The organism is Amycolatopsis suaedae, from assembly GCF_004214935.1.
Lineage (GTDB): Bacteria > Actinomycetota > Actinomycetes > Mycobacteriales > Pseudonocardiaceae > Amycolatopsis > Amycolatopsis suaedae.
Window position 1 is genome coordinate 116,323 of record NZ_SFCC01000020.1, and the last position, 25,056, is coordinate 141,378.

A 25,056-nucleotide genomic window follows, 5' to 3' on the forward strand; every position below is an offset into this window, starting at 1 on the left:
CCGGCCGGGTCAGGCCGCCTGCGCCTGGTTGTAGAGGGCCTGCGCCTCGGCGCCGAAGTACGGGCCGAACATGGTGCCCGGCAGGAACACGTAACCGAAACTGTTCACCGACGCCTGCACACCGGTGCCGGTGCTCTCGTCGAACCGCAGGAACCACGGGCCGCCGCTGGAGCCGCCGGTCATGTTGCACCGCATGCCGTGGTCGCGGGTCAGCAGGAAGTCGGTCGTCGTCGGACCGCTGCAGTAGATCAGCTTCGAGCCGTCGTACGGGGCCGCCGCCGGGTAGCCGAACGAGTACATCGGCTGGTTGCGCTGCTGGTTGAACGCGAGCCCCTGACCGCCGACGACATCGGTCAGCGACCGGCCGCCGACCTGGTTGACCACGGCCGCGCCGACGTCGTGGTTCATGTCCTCATTGGACACCCACTGCGGCGGGGCGAGGGTGGCCCGCGCCGTCCACTCGCCGTACGGGGCGTTGCCCGCGTTGTAGCCGGGCACGAACATCCAGTTGGTGTGCCACGCGCCCTGGTACTTGACGCAGTGCCCCGCGGTGATGACGACGCTGCGGTTGCCACTGGTCACCGCGTCACCACTGCAGGATGCCTGCCGCCCGCCCATGGTGAAGAACACCCGCCCGGCGGTCTTGGTCACCTCGCCGCCACCGGTCCACGCGGAACCGCCGTTGGGAAACGCCGTCGGCTCGATCACCGTGGGCAGGCCTGCGGCGACGTCGGCGGGGGCGAACTTCGCCGGCTTCAGCAGCCGTTCCATCGGGATCGCCGAACGCATTCGCTCCGGCGTCCAGAAGTCGGCGACCGCGGTGGCTTCCGCGACGGTGTCGGCCGCCGCCCGCATGGTCGACGGTGCCGCCGCGGCAGGCGCGGTGAGCACCGTCGTCGCGAGACCGGCCGCCACCAGCCCGAGCAGGAGTTTTCGCATGACGCCACCTTCCGCCTGAGGGGTGAATTGTCGTAACGCCAATCGAACAAACCGACAGTAAGTACCCGATTACAGCCGGACAAGCCAGCATTCGGCGGGCACGACTGCGCCGGACGGCGCAGCGGTGGGGCCAGCCACCCCAGCACACCGGTGGTCTGCGCCCTGGCCGAACCGGCAGGCAACCGGCAGTCTCGATTTCATGACGAAACGAAGAATCCTCGCCGCCACACTGGGGGCGGCCCTCGCCGTGACGCTGGTCGCCACTCCCGCGTCCGCGACGGGTCACTCACGCGGCGAGCTGCTGTCTACAGTGGACCTCGGCGGGCTGACCGCCGAGGAGCTGACCGGCAAGCTGGCGAAGGGACCGCTCGCGGGCCAGCGCGCCGAGCACGGCGTCGACTCCTACCGCGTCACCTATCGCACGATCGACCCCCACGGAAAGGCGACGACGGCGAGCGGCCTGGTCGTCCTGCCCCGCACCACGCAGCGACGCCTGGACGTCGTGTCCTACCTGCACGGGACCCGCGCGTCCCGGCACGACGTGGCGTCGGTGCAGGACAACCTCGACCGGACCAGCGCCCTGCTGCTCGCCGCCGCCGGCGACGTCGTGACCGCACCCGACTACCTCGGGCTGGGCACCGGACCGGGCAAGCACCCCTACATGCACACCGCGTCGGAGACGACGGCGTCGGTCGACCTGCTGCGGGCGGCCAGGGAACTCACCAGGCGCAAGGGGGTGTGGCTGGACCCCCGGGTGCGGGTGACCGGGTTCTCCCAGGGCGGCAAGGCGGCCATGGCGGTGGGCCGCGCACTGCGCTCCGGCGCCGACCGGCACTTCCGGCTGGGCGCACTCGCCCCGATCGCCGGTCCCTACGACATCGAGCACGCCGAGCTGCCGGGGATCTTCGACGGCAGGGTCAACCCGCGGTCTGCGATGTTCTACCTGGCCTACTACACGGTCTCGATGAACCGCCTGTACCCGATCTACCGCGATCCCGCCGAGGTGTTCCGCGAGCCGTACGCCGCCGTGGTGGAGAAGCTGTTCGACAACGAGACCAGCGAACGGCAGATCATGGAGGCCCTGCCCGCGACGCCTGCGGAGCTGTTCACCGAGTCGTTCATGGCACGGCTGCGTGCCCCCTCCGGGGTGCTGCTGCGGGTGATCAGGGACACCGACGGCACCTGCGCGGACTGGCGGCCGGGCGTGCCGGTGCTGCTGTTCGCGGGGCGTAACGACACCGACGTCCCGTTCGCCAACGCCGAGAACTGCGCGGCCGACCTGCGTTCCTCAGGCGCGCCCGCTCGGGTGATGGACGCGGGAGCGGTGGACCACTTCGGCTCGTGGTTCCGGTCGCTGCCGAAGGTGCGCGACTGGTTCGCCCACGCGCGCTGACCCGCAGTTCCGGCCGGGCAAAAGCACGTGAAGGCCACCTTCATTACGTCTCACGTAATGAAGGTGGCCTTCACGTGCTCTGACCGGGACTACACCACCGCGAGCGGCAGGGCGGTGGGGTGCACCGGGGCGGGCAGGTCGGACGCGCCGGTGAGGTAGGCGTCGACGGCGTTGGCCACCGAGCGGCCCTCCGCGATCGCCCACACCACCAGCGAGGCGCCCCGGTGCGCGTCGCCGCAGACGAACACGCCGGGGGCCGACGTCTGCCAGTCCGTGCCGCAGGACAGCGTGCCGCGCCGGGTCAGCTCCAGGCCGAGCCCGTCCAGCAACGGCATGTGCTCGACGCCCTCGAAGCCGATCGCCAGCAGCACCAGGTCCGCGGGCAGTTCCTCGACCTCGTCGCCGACCGGGACAACCTGCCGCTGACCGGTCTCCGGATCCCGCGACACCTTGACCCGCCGCAGCTCGACGGCCCGCACGTTGCCGTCGTCGTCACCGACGAACCGGCTGACCGCCACGCCGAACTTGCGCTCGCCCGCTTCCTCGTGTGCCGGGTAGGTACGCAGGATGTACGGCCAGGTCGGCCACGGCGACCGGTCATCGTCCCGTGTGGACGGTGGCATCGGGTACTGGTCCAGCTGCGTCACCGACAACGCCCCCTGCCGGGTCGCGGTGCCGTAGCAGTCCGCGCCGGTGTCGCCGCCGCCGATGATCACCACGTGTTTGCCGGCGGCGTCGATCTCGGCCGGGCCGTCGCCCTCGACGTACCGGTTGGCGGGCACCAGGTGCTCCATCGCCAGGTGGATGCCCTTCAGCTGCCGACCGGGGGTCACCGTGTCGTTCCGGCCACGCAGCGCACCGACCGCCAGCACCACCGCGTCGAACCGCTCACGCAGGTCCTCCACGGTCAGGTCCACGCCGACCTCGCAGCCGGTGATGAACGTCGTGCCCTCCTCCCGCAGCTGCGCGAGCCTGCGGTCGAGGACCTTCTTCTCCATCTTGAACTCGGGAATCCCGTACCGCAGCAGGCCGCCGAGCCGGTCGTCCCGCTCGAACACCGTGACCTCGTGCCCGGCCCGGGTGAGCTGCTGCGCCGCGGCCAGCCCGGCCGGGCCGGAGCCGACGACCGCGACGCGCTGGCCCGAGGCCACCGCCGCCTCCTGCGGCTTCACGTACCCGGCTTCCCAGGACTGGTCGGCGATCGTCGCTTCGACGCGCTTGATGGCCACCGGGCCGCCGGACAGCGGCGAGATCGACAGCACGCACGCCGCCTCACACGGCGCGGGGCACAGCTTCCCGGTGAACTCGGGGAAGTTGTTGGTGGCGTGCAGCCGGTCGCTGGCCGCGGCCCAGTCGCCACGGCGCACCAGGTCGTTCCACTCCGGGATCAGGTTGCCCAGCGGGCAGCCTGCCGTCCCCGAGTGGCAGAACGGGATTCCGCAGTCCATGCAGCGCGTGGCCTGCGTACGCACCTGCTGGTTGCGCTCACCGGAGTCAACGTCGGCGTACACCTCTCGCCAGTCGGCGAGCCGGTCGGCGTGCGACCGCTTGGCGGGTTCGGCCCGCTCGTGCTTCAGGAAACCGGTCGGGTCAGCCACGGGACGCCTCCTCCATGATCGCCTCGTCGACGTCGCGGCCCGCCGCGCGAGCCGCCTTCGCCGCGTCCAGCACCCGCTGGTAGTCCCGCGGCATCACCTTGGTGAACGACGCCGAGCGTCGCGGCCAGTCGCCGAGCAGCGAGGCCGCCACGGCCGACCGGGTCAGGTCGTGGTGGCGCTGCACGGTCTTCTTCAGCCAGGCCAGGTCCTCCGAGTTCGGCTTGACCAGGTCGACCATCGCGCCGTTGACCTGATCGGCGTCCAGGTCCAGCACGTAGCCCACACCGCCGGACATCCCGGCAGCCAGGTTGCGGCCGGTCGGCCCGAGCACGACCGCGCGGCCGCCGGTCATGTACTCGAAGGCATGGTCGCCGACGCCCTCGGACACCACGACGGCGCCGGAGTTGCGGACACAGAACCGCTCGCCCACCTGGCCGCGGATGAAGATCTCGCCGCCGGTGGCGCCGTATGCGATCGTGTTGCCCGCGATGACCTGCTGCTCGGCGGCGAACTTCGCCTCCGGGTGCGGGCGCACGATGATCCGGCCGCCGGACAGCCCCTTGCCGACGTAGTCGTTGGCGTCGCCGACCATGTCCAGCGTGACGCCCCTGGGCAGGAACGCGCCCAGCGACTGGCCCGCCGATCCGGTCAGCAGCACGTGGATCGTGTCCTCGGGCAGCCCCTCGCCGCCGTAGCGGCGGGTGATCTCCGACCCGAGCAGCGTGCCGACCGTCCGGTTGACGTTGCGCACAGGCAACTCCAGCCGCACCGGGTGGGCATCCTCCAGCGACGCCTCCGCCAGCTGGATCAGCGTGCGGTCCAGCGCGTGCTCCAGACCGTGGTCCTGCTCGCGCACCTTGCGCCGCGCACCGCCGTAGGGCGTGCGCTCGGGCACGGCGAACACCGGCTCCAGGTTGAGCCCCTTGGCCTTCCAGTGCTCGACGGCGTCGTCGACGTCGAGCAGGTCGGCCCGGCCGACGGCCTCGTCGATCGTGCGCAGCCCCAGCGAAGCCAGCGTCTCGCGGACCTCCTGGGCGACGAACCGGAAGTAGTTGGCCACGTGCTCGGCCTGACCGGTGTACCGCTTTCGCAGGTCCGGGTTCTGCGTGGCGACGCCGACCGGGCAGGTGTCGAGGTGACAGACCCGCATCATCACGCAGCCGGCCACGATCAGCGGCGCGGTGGCGAAACCGAACTCCTCGGCACCCAGCAGCGCCGCGGTCACCACGTCCTTGCCGGTCTTCATGGCGCCGTCCACCTGCACGGTGATGCGGTCACGCAACCCGTTGAGCAGCAACGTCTGCTGCGTCTCGGCCAGCCCGATCTCCCACGGCGTCCCGGCGTGCTTGAGCGAGTTCAGCGGCGACGCGCCGGTGCCGCCGTCGTGCCCGGAGATCAGCACGACGTCGGCGTGTGCCTTGGACACGCCCGCTGCCACCGTCCCGACGCCGAGCGAGCTGACCAGCTTCACGTGGATCCGGGCCCGCTCGTTGGCGTTCTTCAGGTCGTGAATCAGCTGCGCCAGGTCCTCGATGGAGTAGATGTCGTGGTGCGGCGGCGGGGAGATCAGCCCGACGCCCGGCGTCGAGTGCCGGGTCCGCGCGATCCACGGGTACACCTTGTTCGGCGGCAGCTGACCGCCCTCGCCCGGCTTGGCGCCTTGCGCCATCTTGATCTGGATGTCGTCGGCGTTGACCAGGTACTCGCTGGTCACCCCGAACCGCCCGCTGGCCACCTGCTTGATCGCGCTGCGGCGCTCGGGGTCGTAGAGCCGCTCCGGGTCCTCGCCACCCTCACCGGTGTTGGACCGCCCGCCGATCATGTTCATCGCGATGGCCAGCGTCTGGTGCGCCTCCATGGAGATGGAGCCGTAGGACATGGCACCGGTGTTGAACCGCCTGCAGATCGACTCGACCGACTCGACCTCCTCGACCGGGATCGGCTCGCGGCCCTCGGTGCGGTAGCGGAACAGGCCGCGCAGCACGCCGCCCTCGCGGTTGAGCCGGTGCACCTCGTCGGAGTAGGCGCGGTAGGCCTCCTCGCGCCGGGTCTTGCTCGCGTGCTGCAGCAGGAACACCGTCTCCGGGGTGAACAGGTGCAGCTCACCTTCGCGGCGGAAGGCGTACTCGCCACCGGTCTCCAGCCTGCGGTGCACCCGGTCGGTCGGGTTGTCCGGGTAGGCGCGGCGGTGGCGGGCGGCGACCTCCTCGGCCAGCACCTTCAGCCCCACGCCGCCCAGCTTCGAGCTGGTGCCGGTGAAGTACTCGTCGAGCAGGTCCTGGGACAGCCCGAGCGACTCGAAGACCTGTGCGGCGGTGTAGGCACCGACCGTCGAGATGCCCATCTTGGACATGATCTTCAGGACGCCCTTGACCAGCGCGGTGACGTAGTTGCGGATGGCCTTGGCCGGCTCGATGCCGGTGATCGCGCCCTGGCCGATCAGGTCCTCGATGCTCTCGAAGGCCAGGTACGGGTTGACCGCGGCCGCCCCGTAGCCCAGCAGCAGCGCGATGTGGTGCACCTCGCGGGCGTCACCGCTTTCCACGACCAGCGCGACCCGCAGCCGTTCCTTGGTGCGCACCAGGTGGTGGTGCACGGCGGAGACCAGCAGCAGCGACGGGATCGGCGCCATGCGGTGGTCGGAGTCGCGGTCGGACAGCACCAGCGTGCGGGCCCCCGCGGCGATGGCCTCGGACGCCTCCCGGCGCACCCGCTCGATCGCGGCGGCCAGCGCCTCCTCGCCACCGTCTACTTCGTACAGTCCGGAAAGGACGGTGCAGGCGAAGCCGGGAAGGTCGCCGTCGTCGTTGATGTGGATGAGCTTGGCCAGCTCGTCGTTGTCGATGACCGGGTACGGCAGCTGCACGTGCCTGCACGACGCCGGGCCCGGCTCCAGCAGGTTCTGCTCGGGGCCCATGATCCGGGCCATCGAGGTGACCAGTTCCTCGCGGATGGCGTCCAGCGGCGGGTTGGTGACCTGCGCGAAGCCCTGCTTGAAGTAGTCGTAGAGCAGCCGGGACCGCTTGGACAGCACCGCGGGCGGGGTGTCGGTGCCCATCGAGCCGATCGGCTCGGCGCCCTTGACCGCCATCGGCGAGAGCAGGATCTTCAGCTCCTCCTCGGTGTAGCCGAAGGACTGCTGCCTGCGCTGCACCGAGTCATGGCTCTGCACCACGTGGTCGCGGTCGGGCAGGTCGGCCAGCTGCAGCAGGCCGGCGTGCAGCCAGTCGCCGTAGGGCAGCTCGTCGGCCAGCCCGGCCTTGACCTCGCGGTCGTCCAGGATGCGGCCGGCTTCGGTGTCGACCAGGAACATCCGGCCCGGCTTCAGCCTGCCCTTGGCGACGACCTGGTCCGGCGCGACGTCGAGAACGCCTGCCTCGCTGGCCAGCACGACGCGGTCGTCGGCGGTGCGCCACCAGCGCGCCGGCCGCAGGCCGTTGCGGTCCAGCACCGCACCGACCAGCGAGCCATCGGTGAACGTCACGCAGGCCGGGCCGTCCCACGGCTCCATCAGGCTGGCGTGGAACTGGTAGAAGGCGCGGCGGGCCGGGTCCATGGTGGCGTGGTTCTCCCACGCCTCGGGGATCATCATCAGCACCGCGTGCGGCAGCGTCCGGCCGCCGAGGTGCAGCAGTTCGAGGACCTCGTCGAAGGACGCCGAGTCCGACGCCTCCGGCGAGCAGATCGGGTACAGCCTGCTCAGGTCACCGGGGATCAGGCCGGATTCCAGCAGGGCCTCGCGTGCCCGCATGCGGTTGCGGTTGCCGCGGATCGTGTTGATCTCGCCGTTGTGCGCCACGAACCGGAACGGGTGCGCCAGCGGCCACGACGGGAAGGTGTTGGTGGAGAACCGGCTGTGCACCACGGCGATGGCACTGGCCAGCCGCTCGTCGGTGAGGTCGGTGAAGAACGCGGGCAGCTGCTCGGTGGTGAGCATTCCCTTGTACACCAACGTCCGCGCGGACAGCGACGGGAAGTAGACACCCTCCCCGGCGGCGGTGGCCGTCTCGTGCTCGGCCCGCTTGCGCAGGCAGAACGCCAGCCGGTCCAGCTCCAGGCCGGCCGGCCGGTCGCCGGACGCGCCGGCGAGACCGGCCACGAACAGCATGGCGAAGTGCGGCATGACCGAACGGGCCGTCGGGCCGACGCCAGCGTCCTCGGGGGCCACCGGCACGTCACGCCAGCCGAGGACCTCCAGGTTCTCCTCGCCGGCGACACGCTCGATGACCTCGACGGCCTTGCGGCGCTCGTCCTCGTCGACCGGCAGGAACACCATGCCCGCCGCGTAGCGGTGCCTGCCGCGCTCGTCGGGCTCGGGCAGATCGAAGGCGACCTCGGCCCGCAGCAGCTCGTCGGGCAGCTGCAGGAGGATGCCCGCTCCGTCGCCGCTGGTGGGCTCCGCGCCCGCGGCTCCGCGGTGCTCCAGATTGGCCAGTGCGGTCAGGCCGTCGGTGACGATGCCGTGGGAACGGCGGCCACGGACGTCGGCGACCATGGCGACTCCACAGGAGTCCCGCTCGGTGGTGGGATCGTACAAACCCTGGGCGGCGGGGGTGGCGGAGAAGATCATCAGGGGACCTCCCTCGTCGTGTCGTGCTCAGGCGGGAAAACTCCCCGTTCTTGCTGGCACGGGACGACGATGGCCCGCTCGTTGACGCGACTTTAACATCCCGGAAACGTGTTGGCACCGGTTCGACGAGTGATTTACCACGTCGAAGCGTAACGATCTGAACGCAGGGAACGACATCGTTCTTGATGGGAGCGGATTGCTTCGGATTGCTAATTGTAGTCGCCCGTTCAGCCCACCGATTCTACCGGCCCCCGCTTCCCAGCGCTGACCGGTGACCGCTGGTAGCTTCCCCGCCATGTCGAGGCGGTTGAGCGTCCTGTTCCTGTTGGTTGGATTGGTACTGGCCGGCTGCGCCGACCGTGAGCCCGCACCGGCTCCGGGGCCGCAGCAGGACGGGGCCTTCCCCGTGCAGCTGTCCCCCGCCGGTGCACCGTCGGTCACGGTGGCCAAGCGCCCCGAGCGGATCGTCGCGCTGTCGCCGACGGTCACCGAGGTGCTCTACGCCGTCGGCGCGGGCTCCCAGGTGGTGGCCGTCGACTCGGCGTCGGACTTCCCGCCGGAGGTTCCCAAGACGCCGCTGTCCGGCCTCTCCCCCGACCCGGAGGCCATCGCCGGCCACAACCCCGACCTCGTGGTGGTCAGCGCGGACCGGGACGGCAAGCTCGCCGCGGCCCTGCAGCGGACCGGGGTCACGACGCTGGTCGTGCCGGACGCCAAGACCCTGAACGAGGCCTACAGCCACATCGAGCTGCTGGGCAAGGCGACCGGCCACGCCGCCGAGGGTGCCGACGTCGCCCGGCGGACCAGGGAGGATCTGGACAAGATCGTCGCCGAGACACCGAAGCCCGCCAAACCACTGCGCTACTACCACGAGGTGGACCAGACGTTCTACTCCGTCACCTCGGGCACGTTCATCGGGCAGGTCTACGCGAAGTTCGGCCTGGCCAACATCGCCGACGGCGGCGGGGTCGGCGACTACCCGCAGCTGTCGTCGGAGAAGGTGCTGCAGGCCAACCCGGACCTGATCTTCCTCGCCGACACCAAGTGCTGCGGGCAGAGCCCGCAGACCGTCGCGCAACGGCCCGGCTGGAACACGCTGACCGCCGTGAAGAACGGCAACGTGGTCGCCCTCAACGACGACGTGGCGTCCCGGTGGACCCCGCGCATCGTCGAGCTGGCCCGTGCCGTCGGGGCGGCGGTGGCCAAGGCCGGCAAGTAGTGCCCTCCGTGGCCACGGTCACGCGGCTGCGGCCGCGGACCGTCGCCGCCGGCCTGGTGCTGTTGCTGGTCAGCGTGCTGGCCGCCCTGCTGCTCGGCGCGGGTGAACTGGGCTGGCAGCGGGTGCTGGGCGAGATCGTCGCCCAGGTCACCGGCGGCACGTCGCCGCTGTCCGACCGCGAGGCGGCGATCATCTGGCAGCTGCGGCTGCCGCGCGTGCTGGTGGCTGCCCTGGTCGGCGCCGCCCTGGCCAGCGCCGGAGCGGCGTTCCAGGGCGTGTTCCGCAACCCGCTGGCCGACCCGTACCTGCTCGGCGCGGCCGCGGGCGCGGGCATGGCGGCGACGCTGGTCGTCGTGTTCGCCCCGGACGTCACCGGCTGGGTGATCGGGCCGCTGCCGCTGGCCGCGTTCGCCGGCGCGCTGGCCGGGGTCGGCCTGAGCTGGCTGCTGGGACGATCCGCCGGCGGGACGGGCACGGCGACCCTGCTGCTGGCCGGCGTCGCCGTGGCGGCGTTCCTGACCGCCGTGCAGACGTTCGCGCAGCAGCTCAACACCGACAGTCTCAAGCAGGTCTACACCTGGATGCTCGGCGGGCTGAACGTGTCCGGCTGGCAGGAGGTGTGGCTGGCGCTGCCGTACACGGCGCTGGCCGGCGTCGTGCTGTGCCTGTGCGCGCGGCTGCTGGACGTGCTGACGCTGGGCGACGCCGAGGCCGCCGCGCTGGGCGTGCGGCCCGGACGGGTCCGGCTGGTCGTGCTGCTGGCGGCGTCGCTGGCCACGGCGGCGGCCGTCGCGGTGAGCGGGCTGATCGGGTTCGTCGGCATCGTCGTGCCGCACCTGGTGCGGCTGCTGGCCGGGGCGAGCTACCGGGTGATCGTGCCGATGTCGTTGATCGGCGGGGCCACGTTCCTGGTGGTCGCCGACCACATCGCCCGGACGGCGCTGCCCGGCGAGCTGCCGCTGGGAGTGGTGACCGCGTTCACCGGCGCGCCGTTCTTCCTGCTGGTGCTGCGCACGTCGAAGGGGCGGCTGACGTGACGGCGGTGGACCTGACCCGGGTGAGCGCGGGCTACGGCGCGCGGCCCGTGCTGCACGAGGTGTCGGTGTCGGTGGCCGAAGGGGCGTGGCTGGCCATCGTCGGCCCCAACGGCGCGGGCAAGTCGACCCTGCTCAAGGCCATGGCGGGGCTGGTACCGGCGCGGGGCGAGCTGACCGTCGGCGGGCGGGCGCTGGAGTCGTTGTCCCGCAAGGAAAGGGCGCGACTCGTCGGCTACGCCCCACAGTCGCCGATCCTGCCCGACGGGCTGACGGTGACCGACTACGTCCTGCTCGGCCGCACGCCGCACCTGGGGCTGCTCGGCAGGGAGAGTGGCGCCGATCTGTCCATTGTGGACGAGGTGTTGTCCCGGCTGGATCTCGGCGGCCTGGCCGGGCGGGCGCTGCGGACGTTGTCCGGCGGCGAGCGGCAGCGCGCGGTGCTGGCCCGGGCGCTGGCGCAACGCACCCGGATCCTGCTGCTCGACGAGCCGACCACCGGCCTGGACATCGGGCACGCGCAGGCGCTGCTGGAACTGGTCGACCGGCTGCGGACCGAGGACGGGACGACGGTCATCTCGACCCTGCACGACCTGACGCTGGCGGCCCAGTACGCGGGCCGCCTGGTGCTGCTCGACGGCGGCGCCGTCGTCGCGGCCGGCCCGCCTGCCGACGTCCTGACGCCCGAGCTGCTGGCCCGCCACTACGCGGCCGACACGGAGATCCTCACCACCAGCGCCGGGCAGCTGACCGTCGCGCCCCGGCGTCCGGCTTCCTGAACTTGAACTCCCCCAATGTGGCATTGGGGGAGTTCAAGTACCCCAATGCCACATTGGGGTACTTGAACGCAACGAAAGCCGCATTGGGAACGTCAGTCGGCGCGCTTGACCGGCCCGGGCTCGGCCGGGTCCGCCGCGGCCGGAGTGTCGGTGGCCTCGTCGGCCCGCTCGGCCTCGGACTCTCGCTCGGGCTCGGGCGCCTCGGCGTCGTCGTCGGGGCGGTCGTCCTTGTTGCGCAGGGACTCCGGCGGTTCCCGGTCGCCCCGCGAGCGGGCGATGAACAGGTAGGCCACCGCGCCGAGGAAGACCAGGATCGACACCCACACGTTGACCCGCACACCGAACACCGGCGTGGCCGGGTCGGTCCGCATCAGCTCGATCCAGGTGCGGCCCAGCGTGTAGCCGGCGACGTACAACGCGAACGCCCGGCCGTGGCCCAGCCGGAACTGCCGGTCCGCCCAGATCACCAGCAGCGCGACGCCCACGTTCCACAGCAGTTCGTAGAGGAACGTCGGATGCACGGTGTCCAGCGGGATGTTGTTCTGCGCGATCCCGTTCAGCGTGTCCGGGTCGCCCTGCGCGTTGACCCGGTGGTAGATCTCCAGCGCCCAGGGCACCTCGGTGTGCGCGCCGTACAGCTCCTGGTTGAAGTAGTTGCCGAGCCGCCCCACGGCCTGGGCCAGCACGATGCCGGGCGCGATGGCGTCGGCCACCGCGGGCAGCGGGATACCTCGGCGGCGGCAGGCGATCCACGCACCGACACCGCCGAGCGCGATCGCGCCCCAGATCCCGAGGCCGCCCTCCCAGATCCGCAGCGCCTTCAGCGGGTCCTTGCCCTCGCCGAAGTACTGGTGGTAGTCGGTGATCACGTGGTACAGCCGGCCGCCGACCAGGCCGAACGGCACCGCGAACACGGCGATGTCGACGATGGTGCCCTTGGTCCCGCCGCGGGCGATCCACCTGCGTTCGCCCAGCCAGATGGCGATGACGATGCCCGCGATGATGCACAGCGCGTAGGCGCGGATCGGCAGGGTCAGGAAGCCGAGGTCCAGCTCCCACACGCCACGGTCGGGACTCGGGATGTTCGCGAGGAAGGCCGTGTTCACGCCGACACCGTAGCCCCTACGAGTGACCCCTATCTCTCCGGGCTCGGATGAACGCCTCGATGCCGTCCAGCACCCGGGCCAGGCCGAACTCGAACGCGTGCTCGGCGGAGTACGCGGCGTTGTGCGCGCGGCCCGCCGCCTCGCCGACCCGCGACGCCATCGGGAAGCGGCCCGGCTCCACCATCTGGCCCAGCAGCGGGCCGTGCCGGTCCCACCACTGCTCGTCGGACAGCCCGGTCCGCTGCTCGATCTGCTCGGCCTCGACCGCGCCGCGGGCCGCGTTCTGCGCGTGCCCGACGACGAGCGTGAGCACCGAATCCATCTCGACGTCGGACAGCCCGATGCCGTCGACGGCCCGCAGCTCGTAGTCGTACTTCGCGGCCACGTGCGGCCCGAGCACGGCGCGGATGGTGGCCACCTGCAGCAGCCACGGATGCCGCCGGTACAGCAGCCAGTTCTGCCTGGCCACCTGCTCCAGCCTGCCGCGCCAGCCGCCGGGCACGTCCTCGGGACGTTCGGTCTCGCCGTTGACCGTGTCGACCATGACGTCGATCAGCTCGGCCTTGCCGGGAACGTAGGTGTAGAGCGACATCGTGCCGACGCCGAGCCGCTCGGCCACCCTGCGCATGGACAGCGCACCGATCCCGTGCTCGTCGGCCAGCTCGATACCGGCCCGCACGATCCGGTCGACGCTCAGATCGGGTTTGCCCTTGCGGCTGGCGGTTTCCTTGGTACGCCACAACAGCGCGAGGCTGCGCGCGGGATCACCGCCGCCGGTGATCTCCATCAGGCCGGTGCCGGAGTGCGGCGCACGCCCTCGGCCAGCTCGGCCGCCAGCTCACGCACCGCGTCGGCACCCTCGGCCGCCTTGGTGACCAGCGCGGACCCGACGATCACCGCGTCGGCGAACCCGGCGACCTCGGCCGCCTGCGCACCGGAACGCACCCCCAGCCCGACGCCGATCGGCAGGTCGGTGTGTGCCCTGGTGCGCCGCACCAGCTCGGCCGCACCCGCGCCGACCCGGTCCCGCGCGCCGGTCACGCCCATCACCGCGGTGGCGTAGACGAACCCGGACGCCGCCCGCACCGTGCGGTGGATCCGCTCCTCCGACGACGAGGGCGCCACCAGGAAGATGCGGTCCAGCCCGTGCTGCTCGGACGCGGCCATCCAGTCGTCAGCCTCGTCCGGGATGAGGTCCGGGGTGATCATGCCGAGCCCGCCGGCCGACGCCAGGTCGCGGGCGAACGCGTCGACGCCGTAGCGGCGCACCGGGTTCCAGTAGGTCATCACCACGGCGCGACCGCCGCGGGCGGACACCGACTCGACCACCTCGAACAGGTTGCGCAGCCGGAAACCGCCGACCAGGGCCGCGTCGGCCGCGGCCTGGATGGTCGGCCCGTCCATGACCGGGTCCGAGTACGGGATGCCGACCTCGACCAGGTCCGCGCCGCCGTCGATGGTGGCGGCCAGCAGGTCTTTGGACTCGTCGACGGTGGGGTAACCGGCGGGCAGGTAGCCGACCAGCGCCGCCCGGTTCTCCGCCTTCGTCCGCTCGAACAGCTCGGCGAGCCCGCTCACGAGTCCTCCCCCACCAGCCCGAGGTACTTGGCGGCGGTGTCCATGTCCTTGTCGCCGCGGCCGGACAGGTTCACCACGATCAGGCCGTCCGGCCCCAGCTCACGACCCAGTTTCAGGGTGCCGGCCAGCGCGTGTGCCGACTCGATGGCCGGGATGATGCCCTCGGTGCGCGACAGCAGCTGGAACGCGTCCATGGCCTCGGCGTCGGTCACCGGCCGGTACTCCGCGCGCCCGCTGTCGGCCAGCCACGCGTGCTCGGGTCCGACGCCCGGGTAGTCCAGGCCGGCCGAGATCGAGTGCGACTCCATCGTCTGGCCGTCCTCGTCCTGCAGCAGGTAGGACATCGCGCCGTGCAGGTTGCCCGGGCTGCCCTCGGTGATGGTCGCCCCGTGCCGCCCGGTCTCGATCCCGTCGCCCGCGGGCTCCATGCCGACGAGCCGGACCTGCGGGTCGTCGATGAACCCGTGGAAGATGCCGATGGCGTTGGACCCACCGCCGACACAGGCGGTGACCGCGTCCGGCAGCCTGCCTGCCTGCTCCAGGATCTGCGCGCGGGCCTCGATGCCGATGATCTTGTGGAAGTTGCGCACCATCACCGGGAACGGCGACGGCCCGGCGGCCGTGCCGAACAGGTAGTGCGTGGTGTCGGCGTTGGTCACCCAGTCCCGCAGCGCCTCGTTGATCGCGTCCTTGAGCGTGCGCGACCCGGTCTTCACCGGGATCACCTCGGCACCCAGCAGCCGCATCCTGGCGACGTTGAGCGCCTGCCGCTGGGTGTCGACCTCGCCCATGTAGACGACACACTCGAGGTCCAGCAGGGCACAGGCGGTGGCCGTGGCGACGCCGTGCTGGCCGGCGCCGGTCTCCGCGATCACCCGCTTCTTGCCCATGCGCCGGGTGAGCAGCGCCTGGCCCAGCACGTTGTTGATCTTGTGCGAGCCGGTGTGGTTGAGGTCCTCGCGCTTGAGGAAGATCCGCGCGCCACCTGCGTGCTCACCGAACCGCGGCGCCTCGGTGAGCAGCGACGGCCTGCCCGCGTAGTCCCGCAGCAGCCGGTTGAACTCGGCGTTGAACTCCGGGTCGGTCCTGGCCTTGTCGTACTCGGCCGCGACCTCGTCGACGACACCGATCAGCGCCTCCGGCATGAACCGGCCGCCATAGCGCCCGCCGAAGTAGCCGCGCTCGTCCGGGTCGTGCGAGGTGCGCTCGTGCGGGTCGGGTGTCACCGCGACGGCCTCGGGCACGCGGGGTGCGAACCGGCCGTGACCAACTTGACCACGGCACCCTTCGGGTCACCGGAGGCGACCAGCCCCTCGCCGACCAGGACCGCGTCGGCACCCTGACCGGCGTAGGCCATCAGGTCGCCCGGACCGCGGACGCCGGACTCGGCGACCTTGAACACGTCCATCGGCAGGCCGGGGGCGAGCCGGGAGAACACGTCGCGGTCGACCTCGAGCGTGTGCAGGTTGCGGGCGTTGACGCCGATCACCGAGGCACCCGCCTCCAGCGCGCGGTCGGCCTCCTCGGCGTTGTGGATCTCCACCAGCGCCGTCATGCCCAGCGACTCCACCCGGTCCAGCAGCGCGACGAGCGCGTTCTGCTCCAGCGCGGCGACGATCAGCAGCACCATGTCCGCGCCGTGCAGCCGGGCCTCGTGCACCTGGTAGGGGCTGACGATGAAGTCCTTGCGCAGCACGGGAATGTCCACCGCCGCGCGAACCGCGTCAAGGTCGGCAAGTGAACCGCCGAAGCGGCGCTGCTCGGTGAGCACGCTGATCACCCGCGCCCCGGCGTCCTCGTAGTCGCGCGCCAGCGCGGCCGGGTCGGGGATCTCCGCCAGCTGCCCCTTGGACGGGCTGCGCCGCTTGACCTCGGCGATGACGCCGATTCCGGACTCCTTCAGCGCGCCCATGACGTCGCGCGGGGGCGCCACGTCCGCCGCGCGGCGCTTCAACTCGTCGAAGGACAGCGCAGCCTCACGCTCGGCGAGGTCCGCCCTGACCCCGTCGACAATCTCGTCGAGAACACTCACCGCACGACCCCGCCCGTCGCCGCGTCCACTTCTCGTGTCGCAAGCCCGATCACAAAAACCTTCCCCTTCCCGCCTGAAGGATGCTAACCCGCCTGTCCGGATGGACCGGTTCCGGGTCCGTCAACCCTCATCGCCCGGTCGTGGGACCCCGCGTCGGATCAGTGCCATCGGACAGTGCCTCCCAGAGCTGGGTGTCGGGATCGCGGGCCTCGCGTGCCGCCCGCTTGGCCCCCGGTGTCGTGTAGCGGGCACCGAGTCGCGGCATCCGGCCGGCGCCCTTGGCCGCTACCAACCCTCCGGCGGCCAAGAACATTCCCGCCAGGAAGGCGAGTCCTCGCCCGGTGAGAATCTCCGCGGCCGGCACGCCGTCGGCGTAGCCGCCGAACCGCACGCCGTCCACGGCCACCCAGCAGGCCGCCACCCCGGCCGCCGCCAGCACGAACGCCAGGATCCGCCGCGGCCAGCCGCCGGTCGCCACCACCCCGGCCACACCGGCCAACGCGAGAATCGCCAGCGGTACCAGCGCGACGGCCCTGGTCGCGCCGTTCTCGCTGTAGAGCACCATTCCGCGCACGCCTGCGTCGCGGAACTCGGCGAACCAGATCAGCCGCGACGACCCCCACAGCCCGCCCGCGCCGAGCAGCAGCAACACCACGGCGATCCACAGTGGACGCTTGCTGCTGGGCCGTTCGGCCGCGGGCGTCTCAGGCATCCGGACCAGCCGCCCGCATCGTCTCGGCCGCCGCGACGGCCGACAGCACCGTGCGCGCCTTGTTCAGCGACTCGGTGTCCTCGTAGTGCGGATCGGAGTCGGCCACGACGCCGCCCCCGGCCTGCACGTAGGCCGTCCCGTCCCGCATCAGGGCGGTGCGGATGGCGATGGCGGTGTCGGCGTTGCCCGCGAAATCGAGATAGCCGACGACGCCGCCGTAGAGCCCGCGGCGGGTGGGCTCCAGCTCCTCGATCAGCTCCATCGCCCGGACCTTCGGCGCCCCGGACAGGGTTCCGGCCGGGAAACAGGCGGTGACCGCGTCGAACGCCGTCCGTCCCTCGGCCAGTTCCCCGGTCACCGTGGACACGATGTGCATGACGTGGCTGTAGCGCTCGATGTGGAAGAAGTCGACGACGTGCACCGTGCCCGGCGCGCACACCTTGCCGAGGTCGTTGCGGCCGAGGTCGACCAGCATGAGGTGCTCGGCCCGCTCCTTCTCGTCGGCCAGCAGGTCCTTGGCCAGCTGGGCGTCCTCATCCGGGTCGGCCCCACGCCAGCGGGTGCCCGCGATCGGGTGCGAGGTCGCCCGCCCGTCCCGCACGGTGACCAGCGCCTCCGGGCTGGACCCGACGATGTCGAAGCCGTCCATCCGCAGCAGGTACATGTACGGGCTGGGGTTGGAGGTACGCAGCACCCGGTAGACGTCCAGCGGGTCGGCGCCGGTGGCGATCTCGAACCGTTGCGAGGGCACCACCTGGAACGCCTCGCCGGCGTGGATGGCCGAGACGGCCGTGGTCACCATCGAGTGGAAGTCGGCCTCGGCGGTACGCCGGGTGAACTCCGGCGCGGGCCGTTCGAACACGGCGTTGGTGGCGGGTGCTGCCGCCGCCATCTCGGCGGTCATCCGGTCCAGGCGCTCGACCGCGTCGGCGTAGGCAGCGTCGACGCGCTCGGGCGAGTCGTCCCAGTTGACCGCGTTGGCGATGAGCGTGACCGTGCCCTCGTGGTGGTCCAGTGCCGCCAGGTCGGTCGCCAGCAGCATGGTCAGCTCGGGGATGCGCAGGTCGTCGGTGGCGTGCTCGGGCAACCGTTCCAGCCAGCGCACGGCGTCGTAGCCGATGTAGCCGACCATCCCGCCGGTCAGCGGCGGCATTCCGGGCAGCGGTTCGGTGTGCAGCTCGCGCAGTGCCTCGCTCAGGACGTCGAGCGGGTTGCCGCCGGAGGACAGGCCGGCGGGCTGGGTGCCGACCCACACCGCCTCGCCGTCGCGCACGGTGAGCGCGGCCGGGCTGCGCACGCCGACGAACGACCATCGCGACCAGGACTCGCCGTTCTCCGCCGACTCGAACAGAAACGTGCCGGGCCTGCCTGCCGCGAGCTTGCGGTAGAGCCCGACCGGGGTCTCGGCGTCGGCCAGCAGCCTGCGGACCACCGGGATGACCCTGCGGTCGGCCGCCAGAGCGCGGAAGTCCTCCAGTGAAGGGGTCACCGCGCCGAGGCCGGCGGTGGCGGCTGCGGTGTCGGTGCGGGGGGTCGCCATGGCGGCTATTGTGCCGCCGCCGCTGTCGCCACCCGCGAGTGGCTTATTTCATCAACTATTGAATTGTTTGCCCGGACATGCATGATGGTCGGGTGACCAGTCCCTCGACCGATCGCCCCCGGCGCCGCGGCCGCCGTCCCGCCGGGGAGGACACGCGTACCCTGCTGCTCGACGCCGCGCGGGCGGTGTTCAGCGAGTCAGGCTACGACGGCGCGACCGTACGCGGGATCGCCGGGCGGGCCGGCGTCGACGCCGCCATGGTCAACCACTGGTTCGGCAGCAAGGAGAACCTGTTCGCCCAGGCGATCCTGCAACTGCCGTTCGACCCGGAGGAGCTGGTGAGCACTCTGCTGACCGGCCCGGCCGAGCAGCTCGGCGAGCGCATCGTCCGCAAGTTCCTGACACTCTGGGACGCCACCGGCGGCGGAGTGTTCACCGCACTGGTGCGCAGCGTGACCTCGCACGAGCAGGCGACGCAGATCATGCGGGAGCTGTTCCTGAAGCGGCTGTTCGGCCGCATCCAGGAGCGGGCGGTCGACGACCGGCCGCAACTGCGTGCCACGCTGTGCGCGTCGCAGATGATCGGCATGGGGATGATCCGCTACGTGGTCAAGTTCGAGCCGTTCGCCTCCGCCGACATCGACACCCTCGTGCCCGCCATCGCGCCCACCCTGCAGCGGTATCTGACGGGCGACATCGGCCCGCCCACCGAATGAGCGACACGCATCACATCCGTTTCACCGTATGTGTCCGTTTTTCGTGGTCAGAGCTGCACTTCTTCATGAAGAAACACTCATAAGCTCCCCTATATGAGTGATAGAGATTCCGGAGCGTTACGAAGAAGATCTCTTTTCGGCCTGACCGCCGGAGCTGCCGCCGCCCTCGCCGCGGGCACTGCCCCCGCCGCGGCCGCGACCGCCCCGCCCGCGCCGCCGCCCACCCCGGACGGCGGCGGGCAGAGCACGCCGATCACGGCCGACCAGGCGTGGCGCATCCTCAGCGAGGGCAACGCCCGCTTCGTCGCAGGCAGGCAGAAGCACCCGCACGAGTCGCTGAAGTGGCGCGAGTCGCTGGTCAAGGGCCAGCATCCGTTCGCGGTGATCCTCGGCTGTGCCGACTCCCGCGTCCCCCCGGAGCTGGTCTTCGACGAGGGGCTCGGCGACATGTTCGTCATCCGCTCGGCGGGTGAGGTCCTGGACACCAGCGTCGTCGGCAGCATCGAGTACGCCGTCGAGCACCTCGGGGTGCCGCTGATCGTCGTCCTCGGGCACGCCAGCTGCGGAGCCGTGAGCGCGGCCGTCGACCTGGTCCGCGGCACCGCGCACCTGTCCGGGGACATCTCGACGCTGGTGCGTGCCGTCGAGCCTGCCGTGCGGGCCACCCCGCCGAACCCGGACCCGGCCGCGTTCCTCGCCGCCTGCGTTGCCGAGCAGGCCCGCCGCACGGCGGTGCTGCTCAAGGAGCGCTCGGACATCGTCACGAAGGCGATCGCCGAGCGGGGCGTGAAGATCGTGTCGGCGACCTACGAACTGACCACCGGCGCGGTCACCCGCGTCTGATCAGGCGGGGCCGTCCGCCAGCAGGAGGCGGTCGTCGCCGTCGAAGCACGTGCGGGTGCCGGTGTGGCACGCGGGCCCGGTCTGGTCCACCCGGACCAGCACCGTGTCCGCGTCACAGTCCAGCCGCACCTCGCGGACGTGCTGGACGTGCCCGGACGTCTCCCCCTTGACCCACAACGTTCCCCGGCTGCGGGAGAAGTACGTGCCGCGGCGGGTGGTCAGCGTGCGGTGCAGTGCCTCGTCGTTCATCCAGGCGACCATCAGCACGTCGGAGGTGGCGTGGTCGACCACCACCGCGCAGACGAGGCCGTCGGCGTTGCGCTTGAGCCGGGCGGCCAGCTCGGGGTCCAGGCTCACGCGCGGGCGCTCCCCACGTGCCGCAGCACCGGGCCGCTGGCCAGCAGCACGACGGCGTAGATGTGCGCGGCGGCGGCCAGGCCGCAGATCACCTTGATCCACCACAACTGCGCGCCCAGCATCAGGAACGCGTGGATCAGCGCGAACAGGATCGCCACGCCGTAGCCCGCGAACCGCGAGGACCGCATGCGCAGCACCAGTCCCGCGGCCACCAGTCCGCCGAGGATCAGGCTGGTCGCGGGCACCAGGAAGACCGCGGCCGACGCGTGCGGCGCCGTGTACAGCACCGCGGCCACCAGCACGTCGGCCAGGCCGACGCCGAGCATCAGCGCCACGACGACCTTGACCTCGATCATCACGTCCCAGCGTCGCGCGTTCATCGCACCACCACTCCTCCCGCCCGCAGGGCGGCCTTCACCTCGCCGACGCTCAGCTCGCCGAAGTGGAACACGCTGGCCGCGAGCACCGCGTCCGCACCGGAGGTCACCGCGGGCAGGAAGTGCTCGACGGCACCCGCCCCGCCGCTGGCGATCACCGGCACCCGGACCGCCTTGCGCACCAGGCCGATCAGCTCCAGGTCGAACCCGGCCTTGGTGCCGTCGGCGTCCATGGAGTTGAGCAGGATCTCCCCGACGCCCAGTTCCTCGCCGCGGGCGGCCCACTCGACGGCGTCGATGCCGGTCCCTCGCCTGCCGCCGTGGGTGGTGACCTCGAAGCCGGACTCGGTGCCACCGCCGCGCCGGGCGTCGACCGACAACACGATGCACTGCGAGCCGAACCGGCGCGACGCCTCGTGCAGGAACTCCGGCCGGGCGATGGCGGCGGTGTTGATGCTGACCTTGTCGGCCCCGGCCCGCAGCAGCCGGTCGACGTCGGCGTTCTCCCGCACCCCGCCACCGACGGTGAGCGGGATGAACACCTGCTCCGCCGTGCGCCGCACGACGTCGTAGGTGGTCTCCCGGTCGCTCGACGACGCCGTCACGTCCAGGAAGGTCAGCTCGTCGGCGCCGGCCGCGTCGTAGGCACGCGCCAGTTCGACCGGGTCTCCCGCGTCACGCAGGTCGGTGAAGTTGACGCCCTTCACCACCCGTCCCGCGTCCACGTCGAGACACGGGATCACCCTCACCGCTACCGACATGCGGTCCAGCCTACGTTCAGTGACTACCGTGGCGTCCATGGCATCCGAACTCGACCGCCTCGGCGCGCAGCGCTACGTCGTGCTCACCACGTTCCGCAAGGACGGCACGCCCGTGCCGACCCCGCTGTGGGCGGCCGCCGACGACACCGACCTGCTGGTGTGGACGCCGCGCGACTCCGGCAAGGTCAAGCGGATCCGCCGTGACGGCCGGGTCGAGGTGCAGGCCAGCGACTTCAGTGGCAAGAAGCCGGAAGGCCCGGTGGTGACCGGGCAGGCGCGCCTGCTCGACGACGAGGCCAGCGACCGGGTGCGCTCGCTGATCGCCCGCAAGTACGGCATCACCGGCCGACTGGTGATGTTCGGCAGCCGCCTGCGCGGCGGCCGCAAGCGCACCCTCGGCATCGCCGTCCGCCTCGACGAGAGCACGTGAAGGCCACCTTCATCACGTCACACGTGATGAAGGTGGCCTTCACGTGCTTTGACACTCAGCCGGGCATCCGGTCCCAGAAGTCCAGCTTGTGGGTGGCGCGGTAGTCGGCCGGGCCGACGCCTGCCGGGCCGGTGCCCAGCGACTGCACGTGCCCGCCCTCGCCGAACGCGGGCCACCGCGGCAGCCCCGCGCCGTTCGGGTCGCCGCGGTGCGCGAAGCCTGCCCAGTAGCGGATCATCCGCCCGGACAGCTCCTTCTGCTCCGGCGTCGACTTCGCCGTGAACTCCTCGTCCGGGAAGACGTAGGGCAGGTCACCCGCGTGGAACGCGCCCGGCGGGAACGTGGGCGGGAACGGCAGGAACGACGGCGCCGCCCGGTCGGCGAACTCGTAGAAGTGGACGGCGGCGCGCTTGGCGACCGCCCGCGCGAACCGGTCGGTCGAACGCGCCCACATGCGGTCGGTGAGCACCGTGGCCCACGCGATGCTCGGGCTCTCGAACGCCGTCAGCGGATACTCCCGCGCCACCTCGGCTGCCCGGTCGCCGAAGGCCCTGTCCAGCAGCCGCGGGTACTGCTCGGCCGTCACCGGCGTGCCCAGCAGGTCGAAAAACAGCCCGGTGAACCCGCGGTGCTCGTCCCGGGTGGCACCCATCAGCACCGGCACGGGATGGAACTCGCCGGCGGCGAACGCCTCCGCGGGCGCCTTCGGCAGGACCTGGTTGCCGTAGGCGAACGACTGGAACGGCTGCATCAGTCCGAACAACCTGTCGGCAGGCAGTCCACGCAGGCAGTTCAGGTCGGCGCAGCCCACCTGCCCGATGCTGGCCGCGGCGAGCTGGGACTGCTCCTCGGCCGTCCGCCAGCCCCACCAGGGCTGCGCCTCCAGATCCGGCAGCAGCGAACCGGCCGGCATGTCCATCAACGCGAACCCGCTCTGCAGGATGACCCGGTCGAACAGTCCCCGCGCCTGCGGCGAGACCAGGTGGGCGCTGGCCGACTGGGCGCCGTAGGACTCGCCGAACAGGGTGACGTTGTCGGGTTTTCCGCCGAACGCGGCGATCTCGCGGCGCACCCAGCGCATCGCCTCCTGCTGGTCCAGCAGCCCGAACGAGCCCGGCACATCCATCCCCGGCATGCTGAAGTTGCCGAAGATCCCCAGCCGGTAGTTCACCGTGACCACCACGACGTCACCGGTCTCGGCCAGTGCCCTGGCGTCGAACAGGTGCCCGGCCCCGACTCCGCCGTCGCCGTGCAGCCACACCATCACCGGTTTCGGACTGTCCTTTGTGGCCGTTCGCGGTGCGGTCACGTTGAGCACCAGGCAGTCCTCGGTGGTGCTGGTGGTCTGCGCGTACTGGGTCCCGCCCTGCGGGCACATGTTGCCGGGCTTGGTGGCGTCGCGAACGCCCTGCCACGGCGCGGCCGGGCCGGTGGGCTCCCACCGTCCGGCGGCGCCGTACGGGATGCCCTGGAACGTCCGGACGTTCCCGCTCTCCGTCCCACGGACCTCACCCGCCGAGACACGCACCAGCGTGGGGTCCGAAGTGGACTCTGCGGAGCACGCCGCCAGCGCCAGCGACGCCACCAGCATTGATGTGAACAGCCTCATACCGGCAAGCTAGCGCCGAGGAGGCCCGCAGGCGCGGTCGAATCAACTTTCGTGGATCGCGAAACGCCACGAAAGTGGTCAGCCCGTCAGCGAACGGCGGCCAGCGCCTCGGGCAGGGTGAACGCGCCGGCGTAGAGCGCCTTGCCGACGATCGCACCCTCGACCCCGTCGCGGGCCAGCCCGGCCAGTGCCCGCAGGTCGTCCACACTGGACACCCCGCCGGAGGCGATGACGGCGGCGTCGGTGCGGGCGGTCACGTCCCGCAGCAGCTCCAGGTTCGGCCCCTGCAGCGTGCCGTCCTTGCTGACGTCGGTGACGACGTAACGCTGGGCGCCGTCGGCGTCCAGCCGGTCGAGCACCTCCCACAGGTCGCCGCCGTCGGAGGTCCAGCCCCGCGCCGCGAGCCGGTGACCCGCCTCGGTGATGCGCACGTCGAGGCCGATCGCCACCCGGTCGCCGTGCTCGGCGACGACCCTCGCGCACCAGGCCGGGTTCTCCAGTGCGGCCGTGCCCAGGTTCACCCTGCGGCAACCGGTAGCCAGCGCCGCGCGCAGCGACTCGTCGTCGCGGATGCCACCGGACAGCTCGACCTGCACGTCCAGCTTCCCGACCACGGCCGCCAGCAGCTCGCGGTTGGACCCCTTCCCGAACGCCGCGTCCAGGTCGACCAGATGGATCCACTCGGCGCCGTCACGCTGCCACGCCAGCGCGGCGTCCAGCGGGTCGCCGTATGAGGTCTCGGTGCCGGCTTCGCCCTGGACGAGCCGCACGGCCTGGCCGTCGGCCACGTCCACGGCCGGGAGGAGGGTGAAAGTCACGGCGCCACTATAAGGTGGATATCCAGTTCCGCAGCAGGTGGGCGCCCGCGTCGCCGGACTTCTCCGGGTGGAACTGGGTCGCCCACAGTGGACCGTTCTCCACCGCGGCGACGAAGTCCTCGCCGTGGTGGGCCCAGGTGACCTTCGGCTGGCGGCCGGCCAGCCCGGACTCCAGCTGCCACTTCCGCACCGCGTAGGAGTGCACGAAGTAGAACCGGGTGTCCGCGTCCAGGCCGGCGAACAGCTCCGAGTCCGCGGGTGCGCGGACGGTGTTCCAGCCCATGTGCGGCAGGACGTCGGCGTGCAGCTGCTCGACCGTCCCCGGCCACTCGCCCGCGCCCTCGGCCTCCTCGCCGTGCTCGACGCCCCGCTCGAACAGGATCTGCATACCGACGCAGATGCCGAGCACCGGCCGTCCACCGGCGAGCCGGGTACCGATGATCTTCTCGCCGCGCACCGAGCGCAGGCCTGTCATGCAGGCGGCGAACGCGCCGACGCCGGGCACGACGAGGCCGTCGGCGTTCAGCGCGGCGTCGGCGTCGGCGGTGACCTCGACGTCGGCACCGGCGCGGCGTACGGCGCGCTCGGCGGAGCGGAGGTTGCCCGAACCGTAGTCCAGGATCACGACACGTGGCACGCCCACCA

23 protein-coding genes are annotated in these 25,056 nt (G+C 71.4%); 7 read left to right on the plus strand and 16 right to left on the minus strand.

Going from position 1 to position 25,056, the window contains the following annotated elements; genetic code table 11:
* Positions 1–9 precede the first annotated feature (9 nt).
* Positions 10–939 (minus strand): trypsin-like serine peptidase, encoded by a 930-nt coding sequence (locus tag EWH70_RS31735; RefSeq protein WP_130479260.1) that lies wholly within the window; start codon positions 937–939, stop codon positions 10–12.
* Positions 940–1,138: 199 nt separating this feature from the next.
* Between EWH70_RS31735 and EWH70_RS31740 the strand changes: the two genes are divergently transcribed.
* Positions 1,139–2,332 (plus strand): alpha/beta hydrolase family protein, encoded by a 1,194-nt coding sequence (locus tag EWH70_RS31740; protein ID WP_130479261.1) that lies wholly within the window; start codon positions 1,139–1,141, stop codon positions 2,330–2,332.
* Positions 2,333–2,421: 89 nt separating this feature from the next.
* Here the strand turns inward: EWH70_RS31740 and EWH70_RS31745 are convergent, their stop codons facing one another.
* Together EWH70_RS31745 and gltB are read right to left on the minus strand one after the other, a co-directional pair.
* Positions 2,422–3,930, minus strand: a complete 1,509-nt coding sequence (locus tag EWH70_RS31745) for a glutamate synthase subunit beta (protein WP_130479262.1) — start codon at positions 3,928–3,930, stop codon at positions 2,422–2,424.
* Entirely contained in the window at positions 3,923–8,500 is a 4,578-nt protein-coding gene (gltB, locus tag EWH70_RS31750) for a glutamate synthase large subunit (protein ID WP_130479263.1), read from the minus strand. The genes EWH70_RS31745 and gltB overlap by 8 nt, the downstream gene beginning before the upstream one ends.
* A 295-nt stretch (positions 8,501–8,795) precedes the next feature.
* Here gltB and EWH70_RS31755 point away from each other — a divergent pair, with 295 nt between their 5' ends.
* From EWH70_RS31755 to EWH70_RS31765, 3 genes are read left to right on the plus strand one after another with little or no spacing between them, the layout of a single operon-like run.
* Positions 8,796–9,719, plus strand: coding sequence for an ABC transporter substrate-binding protein (locus EWH70_RS31755; RefSeq protein ID WP_130479264.1), 924 nt, complete (start codon positions 8,796–8,798; stop codon positions 9,717–9,719).
* Positions 9,720–9,727: 8 nt separating this feature from the next.
* Entirely contained in the window at positions 9,728–10,756 is a 1,029-nt protein-coding gene (locus tag EWH70_RS31760) for a FecCD family ABC transporter permease (RefSeq protein WP_130479265.1), read from the plus strand.
* Positions 10,753–11,532, plus strand: coding sequence for an ABC transporter ATP-binding protein (locus tag EWH70_RS31765; protein WP_130479266.1), 780 nt, complete (start codon positions 10,753–10,755; stop codon positions 11,530–11,532). Before EWH70_RS31760 ends, EWH70_RS31765 begins: the two co-directional genes overlap by 4 nt.
* A 92-nt stretch (positions 11,533–11,624) precedes the next feature.
* Here the strand turns inward: EWH70_RS31765 and lgt are convergent, their stop codons facing one another.
* The 7 genes from lgt to EWH70_RS31800 form a co-directional block, all read right to left on the minus strand.
* Positions 11,625–12,638 carry a prolipoprotein diacylglyceryl transferase gene (gene lgt / locus EWH70_RS31770; protein ID WP_130479267.1) on the minus strand — a complete coding sequence of 338 codons (1,014 nt, stop codon included), beginning with the start codon at positions 12,636–12,638 and terminating at the stop codon, positions 11,625–11,627.
* A gap of 16 nt (positions 12,639–12,654) precedes the next feature.
* The gene (locus EWH70_RS31775) at positions 12,655–13,425 is read right to left on the minus strand and encodes a TetR/AcrR family transcriptional regulator (protein ID WP_130479268.1); all 771 of its coding nucleotides are present in this window, start codon (positions 13,423–13,425) and stop codon (positions 12,655–12,657) included.
* A complete protein-coding gene (trpA, locus tag EWH70_RS31780) occupies positions 13,425–14,216 on the minus strand; it encodes a tryptophan synthase subunit alpha (RefSeq protein ID WP_130479269.1) in 792 nt (263 codons plus the stop codon). Before trpA ends, EWH70_RS31775 begins: the two co-directional genes overlap by 1 nt.
* The gene (gene trpB, locus EWH70_RS31785) at positions 14,213–15,460 is read right to left on the minus strand and encodes a tryptophan synthase subunit beta (RefSeq protein WP_130479270.1); all 1,248 of its coding nucleotides are present in this window, start codon (positions 15,458–15,460) and stop codon (positions 14,213–14,215) included. The genes trpA and trpB overlap by 4 nt, the downstream gene beginning before the upstream one ends.
* On the minus strand, positions 15,439–16,248 hold the full coding sequence (trpC, locus tag EWH70_RS31790; RefSeq protein ID WP_130479271.1) for an indole-3-glycerol phosphate synthase TrpC: 810 nt from the start codon (positions 16,246–16,248) through the stop codon (positions 15,439–15,441). The genes trpB and trpC overlap by 22 nt, the downstream gene beginning before the upstream one ends.
* 127 nt (positions 16,249–16,375) lie before the next feature.
* Positions 16,376–16,960 carry a Trp biosynthesis-associated membrane protein gene (locus EWH70_RS31795; RefSeq protein WP_130479272.1) on the minus strand — a complete coding sequence of 195 codons (585 nt, stop codon included), beginning with the start codon at positions 16,958–16,960 and terminating at the stop codon, positions 16,376–16,378.
* A complete protein-coding gene (locus EWH70_RS31800; RefSeq protein ID WP_130479273.1) occupies positions 16,953–18,500 on the minus strand; it encodes an anthranilate synthase component I in 1,548 nt (515 codons plus the stop codon). Before EWH70_RS31800 ends, EWH70_RS31795 begins: the two co-directional genes overlap by 8 nt.
* A gap of 92 nt (positions 18,501–18,592) precedes the next feature.
* Here EWH70_RS31800 and EWH70_RS31805 point away from each other — a divergent pair, with 92 nt between their 5' ends.
* Both EWH70_RS31805 and EWH70_RS31810 read left to right on the plus strand, forming a co-directional pair.
* Complete coding sequence (locus tag EWH70_RS31805; protein WP_240687333.1) at positions 18,593–19,216, plus strand: TetR/AcrR family transcriptional regulator; 624 nt, start codon at positions 18,593–18,595, stop codon at positions 19,214–19,216.
* 93 nt (positions 19,217–19,309) lie between these two features.
* On the plus strand, positions 19,310–20,059 hold the full coding sequence (locus EWH70_RS31810; protein ID WP_130479275.1) for a carbonic anhydrase: 750 nt from the start codon (positions 19,310–19,312) through the stop codon (positions 20,057–20,059).
* On the opposite strand, the gene hisI is transcribed toward EWH70_RS31810, so the two are convergent.
* From hisI to hisF, 3 genes are read right to left on the minus strand one after another with little or no spacing between them, the layout of a single operon-like run.
* Complete coding sequence (gene hisI, locus EWH70_RS31815) at positions 20,060–20,416, minus strand: phosphoribosyl-AMP cyclohydrolase (RefSeq protein ID WP_130479276.1); 357 nt, start codon at positions 20,414–20,416, stop codon at positions 20,060–20,062.
* The gene (locus tag EWH70_RS31820; protein ID WP_130479277.1) at positions 20,413–20,796 is read right to left on the minus strand and encodes a hypothetical protein; all 384 of its coding nucleotides are present in this window, start codon (positions 20,794–20,796) and stop codon (positions 20,413–20,415) included. Before EWH70_RS31820 ends, hisI begins: the two co-directional genes overlap by 4 nt.
* The gene (hisF, locus tag EWH70_RS31825; protein WP_130479278.1) at positions 20,793–21,554 is read right to left on the minus strand and encodes an imidazole glycerol phosphate synthase subunit HisF; all 762 of its coding nucleotides are present in this window, start codon (positions 21,552–21,554) and stop codon (positions 20,793–20,795) included. Before hisF ends, EWH70_RS31820 begins: the two co-directional genes overlap by 4 nt.
* 37 nt (positions 21,555–21,591) lie before the next feature.
* Here hisF and EWH70_RS31830 point away from each other — a divergent pair, with 37 nt between their 5' ends.
* Complete coding sequence (locus EWH70_RS31830) at positions 21,592–21,984, plus strand: PPOX class F420-dependent oxidoreductase (RefSeq protein WP_130479279.1); 393 nt, start codon at positions 21,592–21,594, stop codon at positions 21,982–21,984.
* Positions 21,985–22,039: 55 nt separating this feature from the next.
* Here the strand turns inward: EWH70_RS31830 and EWH70_RS31835 are convergent, their stop codons facing one another.
* The 3 genes from EWH70_RS31835 to hisH all read right to left on the minus strand — a co-directional run bounded on the left by EWH70_RS31835 (position 22,040) and on the right by hisH (position 25,048).
* Complete coding sequence (locus EWH70_RS31835) at positions 22,040–23,593, minus strand: carboxylesterase/lipase family protein (protein WP_130479280.1); 1,554 nt, start codon at positions 23,591–23,593, stop codon at positions 22,040–22,042.
* Between the two features lie 86 nt (positions 23,594–23,679).
* Complete coding sequence (gene priA / locus EWH70_RS31840) at positions 23,680–24,411, minus strand: bifunctional 1-(5-phosphoribosyl)-5-((5-phosphoribosylamino)methylideneamino)imidazole-4-carboxamide isomerase/phosphoribosylanthranilate isomerase PriA (protein ID WP_130479281.1); 732 nt, start codon at positions 24,409–24,411, stop codon at positions 23,680–23,682.
* A gap of 7 nt (positions 24,412–24,418) precedes the next feature.
* On the minus strand, positions 24,419–25,048 hold the full coding sequence (gene hisH, locus EWH70_RS31845; RefSeq protein WP_130479282.1) for an imidazole glycerol phosphate synthase subunit HisH: 630 nt from the start codon (positions 25,046–25,048) through the stop codon (positions 24,419–24,421).
* Positions 25,049–25,056: the final 8 nt, after the last annotated feature.